This window comes from Rhizobium sp. NLR8a (genome assembly GCF_019685235.1).
Classification (GTDB): Bacteria; Pseudomonadota; Alphaproteobacteria; order Rhizobiales; family Rhizobiaceae; genus Rhizobium.
On record NZ_JABDWI010000004.1, the window covers coordinates 275328 to 292440 of the forward strand.

Here is a 17113-nt window from a genome sequence, read left to right on the forward strand (position 1 = left end):
TCATGAACATGCTGACGGAAGCTGCAGTTGAAAAGGCGCTGGATCAGAAGATGAGCAACGTCCCGTATAAAATGATTGGACAGGATGTCTCCGTATATTACGGCGAGAAGCGCGCGCTTTTCGACGTGAACCTGAACATCCGCGAAAACACCGTAACCGCCCTGATCGGCCCCTCGGGCTGCGGCAAGTCGACCTTCCTGCGAAGCCTCAACCGCATGAACGACACGATCGAAGGCTGCCGCGTCACCGGCAAGATCACGCTCGACAGCGACGACATCTATGATCCGGATATCGACGTGGTCGAACTTCGCGCCCGCGTCGGCATGGTTTTCCAGAAGCCGAACCCGTTCCCGAAGTCGATCTACGAAAACGTCTCCTACGGCCCGCGCATCCACGGTCTCGCCAAGTCGAAGGCCGATCTCGACCAGATCGTCGAGAGCAGCCTGCAGCGCGCCGGCCTGTGGAACGAGGTCAAGGACCGCGTGCACGAATCCGGCACCGGCCTCTCCGGCGGTCAGCAGCAGCGCCTGTGCATTGCCCGCGCCGTCGCCGTCAGCCCGGAGGTCATCCTGATGGACGAACCCTGCTCGGCCCTTGATCCGATTGCCACCGCCAAGGTCGAGGAGCTGATCCACGAGTTGCGCGAGAACTACACGATCGTCATCGTCACCCACTCCATGCAGCAGGCCGCGCGTGTTTCGCAGCGCACCGCCATGTTCCACCTCGGCAACCTCGTCGAGGAGAACGACACCGACAAGATGTTCACCAACCCCGACGATCCACGCACCCAGGATTACATCATGGGTCGCTTCGGCTGATCCCGGCGACACGAAGCTTTCCGTTATTCGAGGACAAAGCCCCATGGCATCGACACATATTTATTCCGCCTATGATGATGATCTGAAGTTCCTCTCCAGGCGGATTTCCGAAATGGGCGGCCTGGCCGAACAGATGGTCGCGGAATCCGTCCGGGCGCTGGTCAACGGCGATACGGCGCTGGCGCAAAAGGTCATTTCCGACGATGTGATCCTCGATCACACCGAACGCGAGATTGGCGACAAGGCGATCGTCACCATCGCCCGCCGTCAGCCGATGGCCTCGGACCTGCGCGAGATCATGGGTTCGATCCGCATCGCCGCCGATCTCGAACGCGTCGGCGACCTCGGCAAGAACACCGCCAAGCGCGTCATCGCCGTGCAGAGCACAGGCGTGCCGCGCAAGCTCGCCCGCGGCCTCGAGCACCTCTCCGAGCTGGCGCTCGTCCAGCTCAAGGAAGTGCTCGACGTCTATACGACACGCGCCGCCGACAAGGCGACCGCCATCCGCGAACGCGACAACGAGATCGACGCGATGTACACCTCGCTGTTCCGCGAGCTCTTGACCTACATGATGGAAGATCCGCGCAACATCACGAGCTGCACGCATCTGCTCTTTTGCGCCAAGAACATCGAGCGCATCGGCGACCATGCCACCAACATCGCCGAGACGATTTACTACATGGCGACGGGCGCCCAGCCGGAAGGCGATCGTCCGAAGGATGACAGTGCCAACACCGTCGGCGCCGCGACGGAATAATTGTTCCGAACGAGCCGCCCGGGCCAGCCGCCCGGACCAGTCACTTGCGTGCGCGCCCGTTCGGGGCGCGCAAAGAGGTCGCAGCCAATTTCTGAATTTGCGCAGGACGCCTGCTTAAATCGTCCCGGTTTAAGGCTTGTGCGCGAGGAGACGGACACGCATGATCCCGAGAGTCGCAGTTGTTGAAGACGAGGAAGCGCTGAGCGTGCTTCTTCGCTATAATCTTGAGGCGGAAGGCTTTGAGGTCGATACCATCCTGCGCGGCGACGAGGCCGAGATCAGGCTTCAGGAGCGCACGCCCGACCTTCTCATCCTCGACTGGATGCTGCCCGGCGTCTCCGGCATCGAACTCTGCCGGCGCCTGCGCATGCGGCCGGAAACCGAGCGGCTGCCGATCATCATGCTGACGGCGCGCGGCGAGGAGAGCGAGCGTGTGCGCGGACTGTCCACCGGCGCCGACGATTACGTCGTCAAGCCCTTCTCGACCCCCGAGCTCGTCGCCCGCGTCAAGGCGATGCTGCGTCGGGCCCGTCCCGAGGTGCTGTCCTCGGTGCTGAAATGCGGCGATATCGAGCTCGACCGCGAAACCCATCGTGTCCACCGCAAGAGCCGCGAAGTCCGCCTCGGCCCGACCGAATTCCGGCTGCTGGAATTCCTGATGTCGTCGCCGGGCCGGGTCTTTTCCCGTTCGCAGCTGCTGGACGGCGTCTGGGGCCACGACATCTATGTCGACGAACGCACCGTCGACGTCCATGTCGGCCGCCTGCGCAAGGCGCTGAATTTCTCCAATATGCAGGACGTCATCCGCACCGTCCGCGGCGCCGGTTATTCGATGGAGGCCTGAAGGCTGAGGGAGTGTGGGGTTGGCGTTCCCGCCAAACGCACGGCAGTACGGCTTGTGAGGCCCGCCTTGTCGTCCATCGTCGCCGCTGCGGAGCCAGCGTCGTTGCGCCGGCGAGGCTTATGCGTCTCGGCACCACCTTTCCATCGCGCCTGCAAAGCCGACTTGTCCCGGCGCCACCTCTCCTCCGTCAAGCCCTGGCATGACGGAGTGTGGGGGTTGCTAAACGCAAAGGTCACTTCCCACTCGAATAAGAAACGGCGGCCCGTTTTTTATGTCTGGCTATACCGGTCCGCTCAGCTGACCCGCGCCGCCGCCCGGCGGCGTTCGTTGATCGGCTGATAGGCAAGCTTCTGATGATAGCTGCAATAGGGCGAATTGTCCGGGGATTCGCAGCCGCAGAAATGGAAATCTTCCTTGAGCGGATCGCCGACCGGCCACTTGCAGGTGCGTTCGGTGAGCTCCGTCAGGCCGAGGCGGCGGGAAATCGGCACCACCACGTTGCCCTTCGGCACATATTCCATTTCCTCGACTGTATCGATCTCGATCTCTTCCTTCAGCAGGGTTGCGCCCTGCTGGCGGGTCACGGTGCGGGTGGCGATCCGGGAGGCGTAGTTCGGCGCGCGCGGCGCGGATGTCTGGCGCTTCGGCGTGCGCGCCGCGGTGGCCGTGCCGCCGGCCTTGGCGCGGCCGGGAAGGCTGAGCCTGTGCACCTTGCCGATAACGGCGTTTCGGCTGACCCCGCCAAGCTGCGCAGCAATCTGGCTGGCGCTCAGTCCTTCGGCCCAAAGCTTCTTGAGTTTCTCGACCCGCTCGTCTGTCCAGTTCATGCCCTGTCTCCACCTTTTGCGTTGGTGATGGCAGAATCCCTCACCGTTGTCCCGGAAGCCTCCGAAACAAGAAACGCTTGATCAATTTTGGTGACTAGTTCCGCCGCATGCAGTCTAGTAATTGAACTTTAACCTAGTGTGAGGCTGACTCCGTGACAAGAGTCGCGGGAATCCGGATGAATCGAATTTCAAGTTTTTCCCCAACTTGCTGCCTCTGCGTGTCATTTCTGCAATAATGCCTGTTGAAGGCCGAAAGTGCCCCTGTACAAGCTTGCGGCATACGCTAAGGCCGCAGTTTTGTTGACATTGCAGCGCGAAAAGGAAATAGTACCGCTCGCCGCCGAAAGGCGGCATTTTTGATTTTTCGGACCTGGTTTTGTTAGCCGGAATCCGCGCATGACAACATTGAACGGGAGACCCGCGATGGCTGAAGCCGCGCCGCTTTACGACACCTATTCTCGTGCCCCGCTGCGGTTCGAGCGAGGCGAGGGCGTATGGCTGATCGCCGAGAGCGGCGAGCGTTATCTCGATTTCGGCGCCGGGGTCGCCGTCACCTCCGTCGGCCACGGCAACCCGCATGTGGTCGCGGCGCTGAAGGAGCAGGCCGACAAGGTCTGGCACCTCTCCAATATCTATGAAATTCCCGGCCAGGAGCGCCTGGCCAAACGCCTGACCGACGCCACCTTCGCCGACAAGGTGTTCTTCACCAATTCGGGCGCCGAGGCGCTCGAATGCGCCATCAAGACGGCGCGCCGCTATCAGTTTTCCAAGGGCCATCCCGAGAGGTTCCATATCATCACCTTCGAAGGCGCTTTCCACGGCCGCACGCTGGCGACGATCGCCGCCGGCGGCCAGGAGAAATATCTCGAAGGTTTCGGCCCCAAGGCGCCGGGTTTCGATCAGGTGCCGTTCGGCGACATCGATGCCGTGCGTGCCGCCATTACCGATGCGACGGCCGCAATCCTGATCGAGCCGGTGCAGGGCGAGGGCGGCGTGCGTCCCGCCACCAGCGAATTCATGAAGGCGCTGCGCCGGATCTGCGACGAAAATGGCCTGCTGCTGATCCTCGACGAGGTGCAGACGGGCGTCGGCCGTACCGGCAAGCTGTTTGCCCATGAATGGTCCGGCATCACGCCTGATATCATGGCCGTCGCCAAGGGCATCGGCGGCGGCTTCCCGCTCGGCGCCTGCCTTGCAACCGCCGAGGCCGCTTCCGGCATGAAGGCCGGCACGCATGGTTCGACCTATGGCGGCAATCCGCTGGCCATGGCGGTCGGCAGCGCCGTGCTCGACGTCATCCTCGCCGATGGCTTCCTTGAGCATGTGCGCGACGTCGCGCTCGTCTTCCGCCAGGGACTGGCCTCGCTCAAGGATCGTTATCCCGATGTGATCGAGGATATCCGAGGCGAAGGGCTTCTTCTCGGTGTCAAGGCTGCGGTTCCCTCGGCCGAATTGCTGCAGGCGATCCGCGCCGCGCATCTGCTCGGCGTGCCGGCCGGCGACAACGTCATCCGCCTTCTTCCGCCGCTGGTGGTCACTGCCGAGGAAGCCCGCGAAGGGCTTGTGCGCCTCGAGCGCGCCGCCGAGAGCATCCGCGCCGCCAAGATCAAGAAGACGGCTTGAAGGGATCGCCGCCTTCGGGCGCACGACAGGTAAGAACATGGCTCCTAAACATTTCCTCGATCTTTCGGCCGTCACATCGGCCGACCTCAGAACCATCATGAACGACGCGCTCGCCCGCAAGCAGGCCTTCAAGGCCGGCAAGGGCGACAAGCCGCTCGCCGGCAAGATGCTGGCGATGATCTTCGAGAAGCCGTCGACGCGCACCCGCGTCTCTTTCGACGTGGGCATGCGCCAGCTCGGCGGGGAAACGCTGTTCCTCTCTGGCACCGAAATGCAGCTCGGCCGCGCCGAGACGATCGGCGACACCGCCAAGGTGCTGTCGCGTTATGTCGATGCGATCATGATCCGCACCACCGAGCACTCGCGCCTGCTGGAGCTTGCCGAACATGCGACCGTGCCTGTCATCAACGCGCTGACGGACGATACCCATCCCTGCCAGATCATGGCCGATATCATGACCTTCGAGGAGCATCGCGGCCCGATCAAGGGCAAGACCATCGCCTGGACCGGCGACGGCAACAATGTGCTGCATTCGCTGGTCGAAGGGGCGGCGCGCTTCGGCTACCGCATGAACATGGCCGTCCCCCTTGGTTCGGAGCCCAAGGATCACTATCTGAACTGGGCCCGCAATGAGGGCGCCGAAATCATGCTCTGCCATGATGCCGACCGTGCGGTCGAAGGCGTCGATTGCGTGGTGACCGATACCTGGGTCTCCATGAATCAGGAACATCGGGCCCGGGGTCACAACGTCTTCCAGCCTTATCAGGTCAATGCGGCCTTGATGGCCAAGGCCGGCAGCGATGCATTGTTCATGCATTGCCTGCCCGCGCATCGCGGTGAGGAAGTGACGGACGAGGTGATCGACGGCCCGCAATCCGTGGTCTTCGATGAAGCGGAAAACCGTCTTCATGCGCAGAAATCGATTCTTGCTTGGTGCCTGGGCGCGATCTGAACCATAATCGGATGTTGCGAGTCATAAGCTTGCGGCCCGACTGCGCGAGCGCCGGACACTTTGGCCGCCGCTCCCGAAACTAGGAGTAAAGCCATGGCAGAAGCTGCAGCCGCCCTCGGCCAGTTCGATTTCGCCGGCGATGATCATGTCGTCCCCTTTCAGGTGGAGGGTCTGGATGTGCGCGGCCGCGCCGTCCAGCTCGGCCCCATGCTCGATGCCATCCTCGAGCGCCATCATTATCCCGCGCCCGTTGCCCGGCTGCTTGCCGAAGTCGTCGTGCTGACGGTGCTGCTCGGCACCTCGCTGAAGTTCGACGGCAAGTTCACCGTGCAGACCAAGGGCGACGGCCCGGTCGATCTGCTCGTCGCCGATTTCTCGACGCCGGAGAACGTGCGCGCCTACGCCCGTTTCGATCGGGCGCTGCTCGACCAGGCGATTGCCTCAGGCGAGACCGAGCCGGAGCAACTGCTCGGCAAGGGCGTGCTCGCCTTCACCATCGATCAGGGCAAGTTCGCCCAGCCCTATCAGGGTATTGTCGCGCTCGACGGCACCTCGCTCGAGGAGATCGCCGGCGTCTATTTCCGCCAGTCGGAGCAGATCCCGACGCGGGTGCGCCTGGCTGCGGCCGAACTCTTCGACCGTGACGATGCCGGCAAGCCGCGCCACCGCTGGCGGGCAGGCGGCCTCGTTGCCCAGTTCCTGCCGGAGGCGCCGGAGCGCATGCGCCAGCCCGATCTCCACGGCGGCGACGGCGATAACGGCGACCGTCCGCATGGCGAGGATGACGCCTGGACCGAAGCCCGCTCGCTGGTCGAGACCATCGATGCCGACGAGTTGACCGATCCGCAGGTCGGCACCGAACGCCTCTTGTTCCGCCTGTTCCACGAGCGCGGCGTGCGCGTCTTCGAGCCCCGCGCCGTCTTCGACCGCTGCAGCTGTTCGCGGGAAAAGATCGGCAACGTGCTGAAGGGTTTCACCGCCGAGGAGATCGAGGCCAGCCAGGAAAACGGCGAGATATCCGTCACCTGCGAATTCTGCTCGACCACCTACCGCTTCCAAGCAGCCGAGCTTCAGCCGGCGGAATAGGCTCAGTTAGCATTGAGAGCTGCCCCTCTCCCCGTAAATGGGGCGAGGGGACGTGCCCTGCGAGAGGTCGGCGGGGACAGATCGATCGCGGCATGGTCCCTTCGCCCCGTTTACGGGGAGAAGGTGCCGGCAGGCGAATGAGGGGCGGGTCTCGGCAATCTCTTGAGCGGGAGGAACTTGCCCTCAATTCAGCACGCGCAGCAGCCCCGGCGAGTCAAGCGAGAAGGCGGGGATGTCGACGTCGAACAGCTCGCCTTCATCCGTTTCCATTTGATAGTGGCCGAACATCAGGCCTGAGGGCGTGTCGAGCGGGCAGCCGGAGGAATATTCGTAGGTGTCGCCCGGGCTGAGCCGCGGCTGCTCGCCGACGACGCCGGGGCCGGTCACTTCGTCCACCTGTCCGTTCTGATCGGTGATGTTCCAGTAGCGGTTGATGAGGCGAACGGCGACGCCGGAATTGTTGCTGATGACAATCCGGTAACCCCAGACATAGCGGTCGTCCTCCGGATCGGATTGCTCCTCCAGATAGAACGGTTCGACCACGACTTCGATATCTCTTGTGAGGGCGCGATACATGCCTTGCACCATAGTCAAGATATGTTACCCGTATCTTATAAGAGGCCCGGTCCGTCAAGAAACGGAACGTTGATCAGCGGTCAAATAGTGATGATCATATGGTTTTCGATCATTAAGCCTAATCGTCAGCCTTAATTTTACTTCGCAACGCCGGCGCGGCTGACCTTGTTCCCGCGGATCGGCGGCCGGCTCCACATTGAAGTCCGGCCGCTATTCCAGTCGATCAAGCCGATACCTTGGAAAGCGCCTGCGCGAAATCCTCGATCAGGTCGTCCGTGTCCTCGATGCCGGCCGAAAGCCGCACCGTACCCGGAGAAATGCCGAGTTCGGCGCGCGCCTCTTCCGTCAGGTTCTTGTGCGTGGTCGTTGCCGGATGTGTGATCAGGCTTTTGCTGTCGCCGAGATTGTTGGAGATCTTGATGATCTCAAGCGCATTCTGCAATGCGAAGGCCGCCTCCTTGCCGCCCTTCAGCTCGAAGCAGACGAGCGTCGAGCCGCCGGTCATCTGCTTGGCGATGATGTCGGCCTGCGGATGATCCTTGCGGCCGGGATAGATCACCTTGGCGACCTTGCCTTGCTCGGCCAGGAAATCGGCGATCTTCGCCGCATTCTCGGTCTGCTGGCGCACGCGCAGCGGCAGCGTCTCGATCCCCTTCAGCAGCGTCCAGGCATTGAACGGCGACATGGCCGGGCCGGTATGGCGGAAATAGTCGTGCAGGTTCTCGTCGATCCATGCCTTGTCGGCGAGCACCACGCCGCCGAGACAGCGGCCCTGGCCGTCAATATGCTTGGTGGCGGAATAGACGACGATATGGGCGCCGAGCTCCAAGGGCTTCTGGAAGAGCGGGGTCGCAAAGACGTTGTCGACGATCAGCTTGGCGCCGACCTGGTTGGCGAGCCTGGCGACGCCTGCAATATCGACCACTTCGAGCGTCGGATTGGTCGGGCTTTCCAGGAAGAACACCTTGGTGTTCGGGCGGATCGCCTTTTCCCAGTTGGCGAGATCTCGGCCGTCGACCAGCGTGCACTCGACGCCGTATTTCGGCGCCAGCGTTTCTACGACCCAGCGGCAGGAGCCGAACAGGGCGCGGGCGGCGACGATATGGTCGCCTGCCTTGACCTGGCAGAGGACGGCGGCAGTGACGGCCGCCATGCCGGAGGCGGTGGCGCGGGCATCTTCGGCGCCTTCCAATGCGCACATGCGCTTTTCGAACATGTCGTTCGTCGGGCTGCCGTAGCGGGCGTAGATGAAGCCGTCCGTTTCGCCCTTGAAGCGGGCTTCGGCCGCTTCCGACGTGTCATAGACGAAACCCTGGGTGAGATAGATTGCTTCCGACGTTTCGCCATATTGCGAACGCAGCGTGCCGCCATGGACGAGTTGGGTTGCCGGGCGCCAGGTCTTGCTCATGCCATCACCTTCACATAACAAAAAAACCGGCCGCAAAAGCAGACCGGTTTCATAACCCGGTCTTTTTAGCCACTTGTTTAACGTGGCTGCAAGCCGACCGGCCAAATCACCACGGGATAATTCTGCAATACTGCTGTTGGCGGCTTGCGTCAATTCCCCGAGTTTGGTTTTGTCGGCGGCAAAATGATGGATGGGGCACGATGGCTCGCGAAACTGGAATTCTGGCGGATCGCGCGATTGCGGCGCTGTTCGAAACGGGGCGTCTGAACTCCGAGCGGGAGCTCGACCGCGATCAGATCCAGCCGGCAAGTCTCGACCTGCGCTTGGGAAGCAAGGCGTTTCGTGTGCGTGCCTCCTTCATGCCCGGTCCCTCGCATCTGGTCTCGGACAAGCTCGATCGGCTGAGCCTGCACGTGATCGACCTGTCCCAGGGCGCGGTGCTCGAAACCGGCTGCGTCTATATCGTGCCGCTGATGGAAAGCCTGGCGCTGCCGGCCGACATGTCGGCCTCGGCCAATCCGAAGAGCTCGACCGGCAGGCTCGATATATTCACCCGCGTCATCACCGACTACGCCCAGGAATTCGACAAGATCCCGGCAGGTTATTCCGGCCCGCTCTATCTCGAAATCAGCCCGCGCACCTTCCCGATCGTCGTGCGCCGCGGCTCGCGTCTGTCGCAGATCCGCTTCCGCGTCGGCCAGTCCGTGCTCGGGGAGCCGGAACTTTTGAAGCTGCATGAAAGCGAGACGCTGGTTGCCAGCAAGCAGCCGAACGTGTCGGGCGGCGGCATCGCGCTGTCGATCGATCTCACCGGCGACAAGGACGGCCTGATCGGCTATCGCGGCAAACACCACACCGCCGTCGTCGATGTCGACGAGAAGGATCAGCACGACATCTTCGATTTCTGGGAGCCGCTCTATAGCCGCGGCCGCAACGAGCTGATCCTTGATCCCGACGAATTCTATATCCTTGTCTCGCGTGAGGCCGTGCATGTGCCGCCGGATTATGCCGCCGAAATGACTCCCTTCGATCCGCTGGTCGGCGAATTCCGTGTCCACTATGCCGGCTTCTTCGATCCGGGCTTCGGCCATGCGCCGGCAGGCGGGCGCGGCAGCCGCGCCGTACTCGAAGTGCGCAGCCACGAAGTGCCCTTCATCCTCGAAGACGGCCAGATCGTTGGCCGCCTGGTCTACGAGCACATGCAGGAAAAACCGGCCAGCCTCTACGGCTCCGGCCTCGGCTCCAACTACCAGGCCCAGGGCCTCAAGCTTTCCAAACATTTCCGCATCTGACGCCGGCCTGACGGGCGGCGACTTGACAGCGGCCCCCATCTGTTGGAAATCTCAGCGCATCGCGGGTGTAGCTCAATGGTAGAGCAGCAGCTTCCCAAGCTGAATACGAGGGTTCGATTCCCTTCACCCGCTCCACTTCCCTCAGTGGCGCTGTGAAACTTAGTCCCGGAAAAACCGGATCGGCTTGTATCGCCGGTGCGCGATGATCAGGCTTCGGTCAGGCTGGATGATGTAGGTCTCCTCCACCTGCTGGCCATACTGGTCGATGAAATCATGCGGGAAGCTCGATCCGGGCGGGGATTTGGTGAGCTTGGTGCGCGGCTGGCCGGTATAGGTGATGCTGCCCGGGATGGGCTCCAGCCCCGGGCCGGTGTATGTCGTGGTGTTGCACCCCCCAAGAGCGAGAGTGCCGATGAGGCCGATGATCGCGGATTTCATGTCTATCCCCTCCGAAGCTCCGAACGTTCCAATCTTACTCTGGATTGGCTCCAACTCATTGCGCAAACGCGCGGCGGCTGGTCGTTTTAGTGCACGGCGCCTGGAAACATTCTTGTCGAGGCCGGCTGGCGGCCGGACTAGACGGCCCCGCAAAAAGTAAGGATGGCCGCTGCTTGCGTCTACCCGCCTGCCGGTCATCTCCGCGTTCTGAGCGGAGAAGGGGAGGTGCCGCACCCTCTCCGTCCCCGCTCATCGCAGGACACGTTCCCCGCGAGCGGGAGAGGGATAGGATGAGTGGTAGGCGTCAGTTCCACAGGCGTCAGTCTTGCTAGAGGTCGCGGAGCTTCTGCTTAGAATTCCGTCCAATCGCCATCCTGGCTCTTCGGCGTGCTGCCTGCGCCGAAGGCGTTGGCGAGTGTCTGGCCGAGCGCGCGCGCCGGTGAGGCGGCCGGCCGGGCGGTGCCTTCGCCAGCGATGCGGATCGATGTCTTGGCTGCCGTGCGTACCGTGGCTCGCGGTGCAGCGGAGTGCGGTGCTGCAGTCGGTGGTCGGGACGATGTCATCGGTGCTGCTGCGGCAAAGGCGCCGGTGCCGGTCAGACGGAACTGGCCGAGCAGCATGTTGAGCGCCGATGCTTCGCTGGCGAGGCTGTGGCTGGCGGCCGTCGATTGCTCGACCATTGCCGCATTCTGCTGCGTGCCCTGATCCATGGTATTGACGGCGGTATTGATCTCCTGCAGCCCGATCGACTGCTCGCGCGAGGCTTCGGCGATCGCGTGGACGTGCTGGTTGATTTCCTGCACTTCGGTGACGATCACGTCGAGCGCCTTGCCGGTCTCGCCGACCAGCGTGACGCCGGTCTGCACATGCATGCCGGAATTGGTGATCAGCGACTTGATCTCCTTGGCGGCATTGGCCGAGCGCTGGGCGAGCTCGCGCACTTCCTGAGCGACGACGGCAAAACCCTTGCCCGCCTCACCGGCGCGTGCCGCCTCGACGCCTGCATTCAGCGCCAAGAGGTTGGTCTGGAAGGCGATGTCGTCGATGACGCCGATGATGTTGGAAATTTCGCCAGAGGACTTTTCGATCTCATGCATGGCGGAGACGGCCTTGCGGACGATCTCGCCGGATCTTTCGGCGCCGAGGCGCGTGCGGGTGACGAGCTGGCTCGCCTCCTCGGCGCGCTTGGCGGCGTCGCGCACCGTCGTGGTGATCTCTTCCAGCGCCGCGGCGGTTTCTTCGACCGAGGCCGATTGCTGTTCCGTTCGCCGGGAAAGCTCGTCGGCGGAGGAACGAATCTCGTTGGCGCCGGCGCCGATCGCCCGGGCATTGGCCCCGACCGCCTGCATGGTCTCGTTGAGCTTCTCGATCGAGTGGTTGAAATCCTGGCGCAGCGCATCGAGATGGGCGACGAAGGGCTCGCCGATATCAGAGGCGAGATCGCCGGCGGCAAGGCGGCGCAGGCCATCGCCAAGAGCTGCGACGGCGCGTTCGAGTTCGGCTGCCTCGCGGGCTTTCTGGGCCTCGCGTTCGCGGCGCTCGCCGTCGCTGACGCTGCGGTCTGCCTCGGCGCGCGCCTGGATTTGACGACGCTCGATCGCGTTGTCGCGGAAGATCGAAACCGCCTTTGCCATGTGGCCGACTTCGTCGCGGCGATCGAGACCGCTGATATCGCTGTTGGTGTCGCCCTCGGCAAGCCGCGTCATGCGCAGGCTGAGATTCGTCATCGGGCCGGCAATGCCTTTTTGCGCCACGGCGACGGCGAAGCCGATCGCGGTGAGAACAGCGATGCCGATCAGGACGAAACAGAAGGTGATCCGGCCGTTGACGGACGCCGAAAGCGCGCCGCCGCCGTCGTTGAGCAATGCCATCATCGCATCGTTGTTGGCAATCATCTTCGGCGTCAGCGCATCGAGCTTGGCATTGATCAGCGCGACATTCGCGAGCGCACCGGTGCTGTCCCCGGCCCTGCTCTGTTCGATGATCTTGTTCGCCAGAGCTTCGATTTCATCGATGCCGGCCTCGATCTCGTCGATCGCTGCCTTACGGCTCGGGACCAGTGCGAGGGCCTGTTTCATCCGGTCGCGGGCCTGTGGCAGCTTGCTCGGTGTGGCAAGCGCCGTCTGGAAAGCCGGCGTATCGGGTTTCATGTCAGCCAGCAGGGTGACCTGCAGCACCGAGGCCACCACCGATGCGCTGGCGCGCGCGCTCAGCATCGATGCCTGCGCCTCATGATCGATAAAGGCGCTATAGGCGGCGTCGGCCTGGCGGAATTCGGAGATGACATAGGCCAGCCCCGCCATCGTGATAAGCCCGAGCAGCGCCACGACCGATATAATTTTGGTGCGGATTTTCAGATGCTTCAACATGGAAATGTCACCCGATCTGGCCGGGCGCGCCGCGCGTCCGGTGTTTGAAAATTGAATTTGTAAAGAGCGCTGCCTGAGTGTCGCGGCGCCGGAAAGGAAACTGACGCATGCATCATGCAATCGGCTGGCGGGGTCCGTATCGTCGCGACAAATAGAGGCGATATTCTTTAATTCCGCGCTAACGCGCAGGCGCAGGCGCACTCCTAATTTTGAGGGCAGGAGGTGCGCGCTATCGCTCAAGAGAGCCTCATCCGCTCCCCTCACTCCCATGGATATTCCCCGCCGGCCATGACTCTGTTACATCTCGGCGACCCCAACCCCGAAACTGGATCACCATGATTGAATTCCAGCAGGCATCCCCGACTCTCAGGGCTTTTCTGGCGATCGGCCTGTTTCTGGCAGCGCTGTTTTCGAGCTTTGAGGCATTCGCCCAGCAAGCTGCGCCCTCGCTGCCGTTGCTCTTCGATGCCCGCGAGCGTCTCGCCAGGCCGGATCTCTCCTCGCTGGTCCGCCTGCGCTTTCTGACGTCGGTCGATTTCCCGCCGTTTAATTTCACCGATCAGAACGGCAAGCTTTCCGGTTTCAACGTCGATCTCGCCCGCGAAATCTGCAGCGAGTTGGAGATTTCCGACAAGTGCCAGATCCAGGCAATGCCTTTTGCCGATCTCAAGGATGCGCTCGCCGCCTCGCAGGGCGATGCCGTCATTGCCGGCCTTGCGGTCACCCCGGAGCTGCGCCGGCAATTTCTCTTCTCCCGGCCATATCTGATGCTGCCGGCGCGCTTCGTGCGCAATCTTGGCGCCCCGCTCGATGGAAAGACCGCCGCCGCGCTCTCGAACCATCCGGTCGGCGTCGTCAAAGACACGGTGCACGAGGCGATGCTGGCAGCCTTTTTCCCGGCGCTGAAAGCGCAGGCTTTCGACACGAAGGACGCCCTGCTTGCGGCGCTGAAGGAGCGAAAGGTCGATGCCGCCTTCGCCGATGCGCTGCAGCTTTCCTTCTGGGTCTCTTCGGCGGCCTCCGACAAATGCTGCGCGCTGTTCGACGGCCCCTACCTCTCCGAACAATTCCTCGGCGAGGGCATGACGATCATGCTGCGGCAGAAGGACAGTGTGCTGACTTCGGCCATCGACCATGCGCTTGCGACGCTGTCGCGCAACGGCCGTCTTCAGGAAATCTATCTGCGCTATTTTCCTTACGGGCTCTATTGAAACTTGGGCTCAGCCCTTGCGGAAGCGGGCGATCGCGCTGCGCTCGATCGCCGCGCAGGTGAGCTTGTCGAGGCCGAGCCGGTCCCGCAGCAGGCTGAGCAGCCGCAGTTCCTCCGCCTTGACCGAGAGATCGGCGGAGGCCACTTCGACGGCAAGCGCATAGGCCGTGTCGTAGAGTTTTGCCGGCAGGGTGTCTCGTACGGTTTCGAGAACGACATCGAGGCCCTCGGGCCCGGCCAGCAGCGCGGCGCAGTCGCGTGCTATCGGAATGAGCTTGTCGTCATCGAAATCCTTGAAAACCGGCAGGAAGCCGATCAACTGGCCGATCCTTTCCATCTCCCTGTCGTTCATGGTGCTGTCGACGGCCGACGCCATCACCATCACGTAGATCAGCGCATCATGGGCGGAAAGCGGCTTGTTCATCTCTGATTCCTTGTTGATCAGCCCAGATTAGGAACTGGCGGCGGGCATTACAAGAGATCGGCAGCATCTCGCCCCGGCGGTCGGCTTGTCACTTGCGGCGCGGATCGCCGCCGTAAATACCTTTCTGCGCCTGCTTCGCCTTCTCGGCGACGGCTGCAAGCGACGAACCCGCCTCTGCCTCCGCCCAGCCGGTTTCGGCAAGCCATGCACCGAGATCCTGCGTGCCGAGCCGGCAGGCGGCGATCGCTGTTCCCTTCCATTCGGCCGTGTCGAGATCGCAGGTGATGCTGCGGTTGCGCAACAGCTGGCGCAGCGCCGTCTTTGCCAGCATGCCGCAGGGCCATTGCCGGCCTGCCGGCCCGCATATCCTGTCGGCCGGCGTGGGGACGATGCCGGCAAGCTGGAGCCGTCGCTCCCCGAAGGAAAGACTGCCCGCGTTCTCGACCAGCGGCCGCGGCAGCTCCAGCGCCTTTTTGCCGGCGGGACCTGCCGTTTCGCCGCCGACTGGCGCCGCTTGCTGCGCGATGATGGCTGGTTTGGGCGCCGCGCCATCAGCCGCAGGCGGCGGAGCCGCCGGCTCCGCCGAGCGGGCGATCATTTCGGCGCGTTCGTCGGATATCGTCGCCGGTCCGGCGGTCTCGGGGGCAACATCGGGCGCTGCGACCGCCGTTTCCTCTGCGGCTGCGGTTTCTTCCCCTGCCGTGCCGCCGCGAAGCCTCGCTTCGCCTGCCATCAGCAGGCCGACCACCACCGCCATCCCCGTGATACCTGTAACGACGGCGGCAGGGCGCATGGAATATCTTCCTACTGACTGGCCCAGATGATGCGGGCGATCCAATCGACATCGGCGAGATCGAGCGTGCGGTTGGGATGTTCGGGATTGAGCGACATCAGCTCGATCGACCGCGGGCTTCGGCGCAGCAGCACCTTGGCCATCACCTCGCCCGCGCATGTGCGCACGACGACGCGGTCATTGCGGCGCACCTGCGCCCCGGGCTCGACGATCAGCACATCGCCGTCGCGATAAAGCGGCATCATGCTTTCACCCTGCACCTCAAGCGCATAGACGCCGGATCGCTGCGACGGGTTCGTCGGAAACTCCACCACGTCCCAGCCATGACCGGCCGGAAAGCCGCTATCGTCGAAGAAGCCGCCGGCGCCGGCCTGGGCGAAGCCGAGCAGAGGAATGGCGCTGCCCGGCGGGGGGGCGGCACGCTCGCCGATCCGCTCTCCGGCGGAACTGGCGGCCGGTTGCATGAAGGCGAAAAACTGCTCCATGCTCGCCCCTGTCGCGTCGAGCACCTTGGCGATCGATTCCGTCGACGGCCAGCGCAGCCGCCCATCGGCCGAAAGCCGTTTCGACTTGTTGAACGAGGTGGGGTCGAGCCCGGCGCGGCGCGCAAGACCGGATGGCGTCAGCTCGTGCCGTTCGGCAAGCCTGTCGATCGCCTCCCAGATCTGCTTGTGTGACAGCATATGCGCCCGATTCCGTGCGGCCTGTTAGAGGCCGCGCTTTAGAGCAATTCCAGGAAAAGTGCGAAGCGTTTTCCGTCCGGAATTGCGTAAATCCAAAAAGCTAGAGCGGCTCTGCCTTTCCGTGAAAAGCTGAACCGCTCCAGCGCGCGCCGGGCGTCCGTTCGGACGCACAAAGGACGCTCTGACCCTTCAAATCTACGCTTCGGCCCGAAAATCGATTCCGATTTTCGGGCCGAAGCGTAGCCGGACGGAATAGTAACCGACCGTCCGGCGCCCGTAAAGGTAAAGGAGGAATAAAATCCTGCTGTCGACGGTTTCGGTCGACCCTCAGGCTACCATCGCCATATTGATCTTGCCGAGCTGGATGACCGCCTGTGTGCGGCTGTCGACATCGAGTTTCAGCAGGATTGCCGATACATGCGCCTTGATCGTCGCTTCGGAGACGCCGAGTTCATAGGCGATCTGCTTGTTCAACAGGCCCTCGGCCAGCATGGTCAGCACCCGGCTCTGCTGCGGCGTCAGCGTGTGCAGGCGGCGGATCAGGTCGGCGACGTCAGGATCCTGCTCCTGGCCGTCGCGATAGCTTTCCGGTGTGGCGATATCGCCGGCAAGCACCGTCTGGATGCCGCGGCGAATGTCTTCGATGCCCGAGGATTTGGAAATGAAGCCGGAAGCGCCGAGTTCCAGCGCCCGGCGGATCGTCGTGGCGTCGTCGCTCGCCGAAACGATGATGATCGGCAGGCTGGCGAATTCGGCGCGCAGCGCCATTAGGCCGGAAAAGCCGCTGACGCCGGGCATGGCGAGATCGAGCAGCATCAGGTCGGCGTCTGGATGGGTGCCGGCGGCGGTGCGTGCGGCTGCGAAATCGCCGGCTTCGACGATCGACTGGCGTCCCTCCATGCCGATCACCGCCTGGCGCAGCGCATCGCGAAACAGCGGATGATCGTCCGCAATGATGATGGTCTGTTCCTGCATCGAAAACTCCCTCCCAAGAGTCCGATCATGCCGCATGC

At 63.0% G+C, this 17113-nt stretch carries 17 protein-coding genes, 1 tRNA gene, 1 pseudogene and 1 riboswitch; of the genes and pseudogenes, 10 read left to right on the plus strand and 9 right to left on the minus strand.

All coding sequences use genetic code 11. The features are described from left to right. The first annotated feature begins 2 nt into the window (after positions 1-2). The 3 genes from pstB (at position 3) to phoB (ending at position 2419) form a co-directional block, all read left to right on the plus strand. Complete coding sequence (gene pstB / locus HJC04_RS09550; protein WP_085776826.1) at positions 3-818, plus strand: phosphate ABC transporter ATP-binding protein PstB; 816 nt, start codon at positions 3-5, stop codon at positions 816-818. A gap of 43 nt (positions 819-861) precedes the next feature. Continuing rightward, positions 862-1575: a phosphate signaling complex protein PhoU gene (gene phoU, locus HJC04_RS09555; RefSeq protein WP_096764942.1), complete on the plus strand. Its 714-nt coding sequence runs from the start codon at positions 862-864 to the stop codon at positions 1573-1575. A gap of 160 nt (positions 1576-1735) precedes the next feature. Continuing rightward, positions 1736-2419, plus strand: a complete 684-nt coding sequence (gene phoB / locus HJC04_RS09560) for a phosphate regulon transcriptional regulator PhoB (protein ID WP_004672768.1) — start codon at positions 1736-1738, stop codon at positions 2417-2419. A gap of 293 nt (positions 2420-2712) precedes the next feature. Here the strand turns inward: phoB and HJC04_RS09565 are convergent, their stop codons facing one another. Beyond that, on the minus strand, positions 2713-3246 hold the full coding sequence (locus HJC04_RS09565; protein ID WP_210629326.1) for a GcrA family cell cycle regulator: 534 nt from the start codon (positions 3244-3246) through the stop codon (positions 2713-2715). A 423-nt stretch (positions 3247-3669) separates the two neighbouring features. Between HJC04_RS09565 and HJC04_RS09570 the strand changes: the two genes are divergently transcribed. The 3 genes from HJC04_RS09570 (at position 3670) to HJC04_RS09580 (ending at position 6907) form a co-directional block, all read left to right on the plus strand. Then, positions 3670-4869, plus strand: coding sequence for an aspartate aminotransferase family protein (locus HJC04_RS09570; RefSeq protein WP_221145885.1), 1200 nt, complete (start codon positions 3670-3672; stop codon positions 4867-4869). A gap of 37 nt (positions 4870-4906) precedes the next feature. Then, positions 4907-5821 carry an ornithine carbamoyltransferase gene (gene argF / locus HJC04_RS09575; protein WP_210629324.1) on the plus strand — a complete coding sequence of 305 codons (915 nt, stop codon included), beginning with the start codon at positions 4907-4909 and terminating at the stop codon, positions 5819-5821. A gap of 93 nt (positions 5822-5914) precedes the next feature. Continuing rightward, complete coding sequence (locus tag HJC04_RS09580) at positions 5915-6907, plus strand: Hsp33 family molecular chaperone (protein ID WP_221102936.1); 993 nt, start codon at positions 5915-5917, stop codon at positions 6905-6907. Between the two features lie 183 nt (positions 6908-7090). On the opposite strand, the gene apaG is transcribed toward HJC04_RS09580, so the two are convergent. Beyond that, on the minus strand, positions 7091-7483 hold the full coding sequence (gene apaG / locus HJC04_RS09585) for a Co2+/Mg2+ efflux protein ApaG (RefSeq protein ID WP_009988717.1): 393 nt from the start codon (positions 7481-7483) through the stop codon (positions 7091-7093). A gap of 223 nt (positions 7484-7706) precedes the next feature. After that, positions 7707-8891 carry an O-succinylhomoserine sulfhydrylase gene (locus HJC04_RS09590; protein ID WP_221145887.1) on the minus strand — a complete coding sequence of 395 codons (1185 nt, stop codon included), beginning with the start codon at positions 8889-8891 and terminating at the stop codon, positions 7707-7709. 44 nt (positions 8892-8935) lie between these two features. Further along, positions 8936-9014, minus strand: a riboswitch (SAM riboswitch). Positions 9015-9091: 77 nt separating this feature from the next. Between HJC04_RS09590 and HJC04_RS09595 the strand changes: the two genes are divergently transcribed. Together HJC04_RS09595 and HJC04_RS09600 are read left to right on the plus strand one after the other, a co-directional pair. After that, positions 9092-10183 carry a 2'-deoxycytidine 5'-triphosphate deaminase gene (locus HJC04_RS09595; RefSeq protein WP_020920313.1) on the plus strand — a complete coding sequence of 364 codons (1092 nt, stop codon included), beginning with the start codon at positions 9092-9094 and terminating at the stop codon, positions 10181-10183. 61 nt (positions 10184-10244) lie between these two features. Further along, positions 10245-10318, plus strand: a tRNA-Gly gene (locus tag HJC04_RS09600). Between the two features lie 24 nt (positions 10319-10342). Here the strand turns inward: HJC04_RS09600 and HJC04_RS09605 are convergent. Next, positions 10343-10621 carry a hypothetical protein gene (locus HJC04_RS09605; RefSeq protein WP_210629321.1) on the minus strand — a complete coding sequence of 93 codons (279 nt, stop codon included), beginning with the start codon at positions 10619-10621 and terminating at the stop codon, positions 10343-10345. A gap of 60 nt (positions 10622-10681) precedes the next feature. Here HJC04_RS09605 and HJC04_RS32220 point away from each other — a divergent pair. Next, positions 10682-10762, plus strand: a pseudogene (locus HJC04_RS32220) (VOC family protein); the annotation flags it as partial. Positions 10763-10971: 209 nt separating this feature from the next. Here the strand turns inward: HJC04_RS32220 and HJC04_RS09610 are convergent. Beyond that, positions 10972-12990 carry a methyl-accepting chemotaxis protein gene (locus HJC04_RS09610; protein WP_221145889.1) on the minus strand — a complete coding sequence of 673 codons (2019 nt, stop codon included), beginning with the start codon at positions 12988-12990 and terminating at the stop codon, positions 10972-10974. 335 nt (positions 12991-13325) lie between these two features. Here HJC04_RS09610 and HJC04_RS09615 point away from each other — a divergent pair, with 335 nt between their 5' ends. After that, a complete protein-coding gene (locus HJC04_RS09615) occupies positions 13326-14201 on the plus strand; it encodes a transporter substrate-binding domain-containing protein (RefSeq protein ID WP_210629319.1) in 876 nt (291 codons plus the stop codon). A gap of 9 nt (positions 14202-14210) precedes the next feature. Here the strand turns inward: HJC04_RS09615 and HJC04_RS09620 are convergent, their stop codons facing one another. From HJC04_RS09620 to HJC04_RS09635, 4 genes are all read right to left on the minus strand, one after another. Beyond that, a complete protein-coding gene (locus HJC04_RS09620; RefSeq protein ID WP_210629318.1) occupies positions 14211-14624 on the minus strand; it encodes a tellurite resistance TerB family protein in 414 nt (137 codons plus the stop codon). A gap of 88 nt (positions 14625-14712) precedes the next feature. Further along, positions 14713-15417: a thermonuclease family protein gene (locus HJC04_RS09625; protein WP_221145891.1), complete on the minus strand. Its 705-nt coding sequence runs from the start codon at positions 15415-15417 to the stop codon at positions 14713-14715. A gap of 11 nt (positions 15418-15428) precedes the next feature. Then, positions 15429-16100, minus strand: coding sequence for a helix-turn-helix transcriptional regulator (locus HJC04_RS09630; protein ID WP_221145892.1), 672 nt, complete (start codon positions 16098-16100; stop codon positions 15429-15431). Positions 16101-16427: 327 nt separating this feature from the next. After that, positions 16428-17075: a response regulator transcription factor gene (locus HJC04_RS09635; protein ID WP_221145894.1), complete on the minus strand. Its 648-nt coding sequence runs from the start codon at positions 17073-17075 to the stop codon at positions 16428-16430. Positions 17076-17113 lie beyond the last annotated feature (38 nt).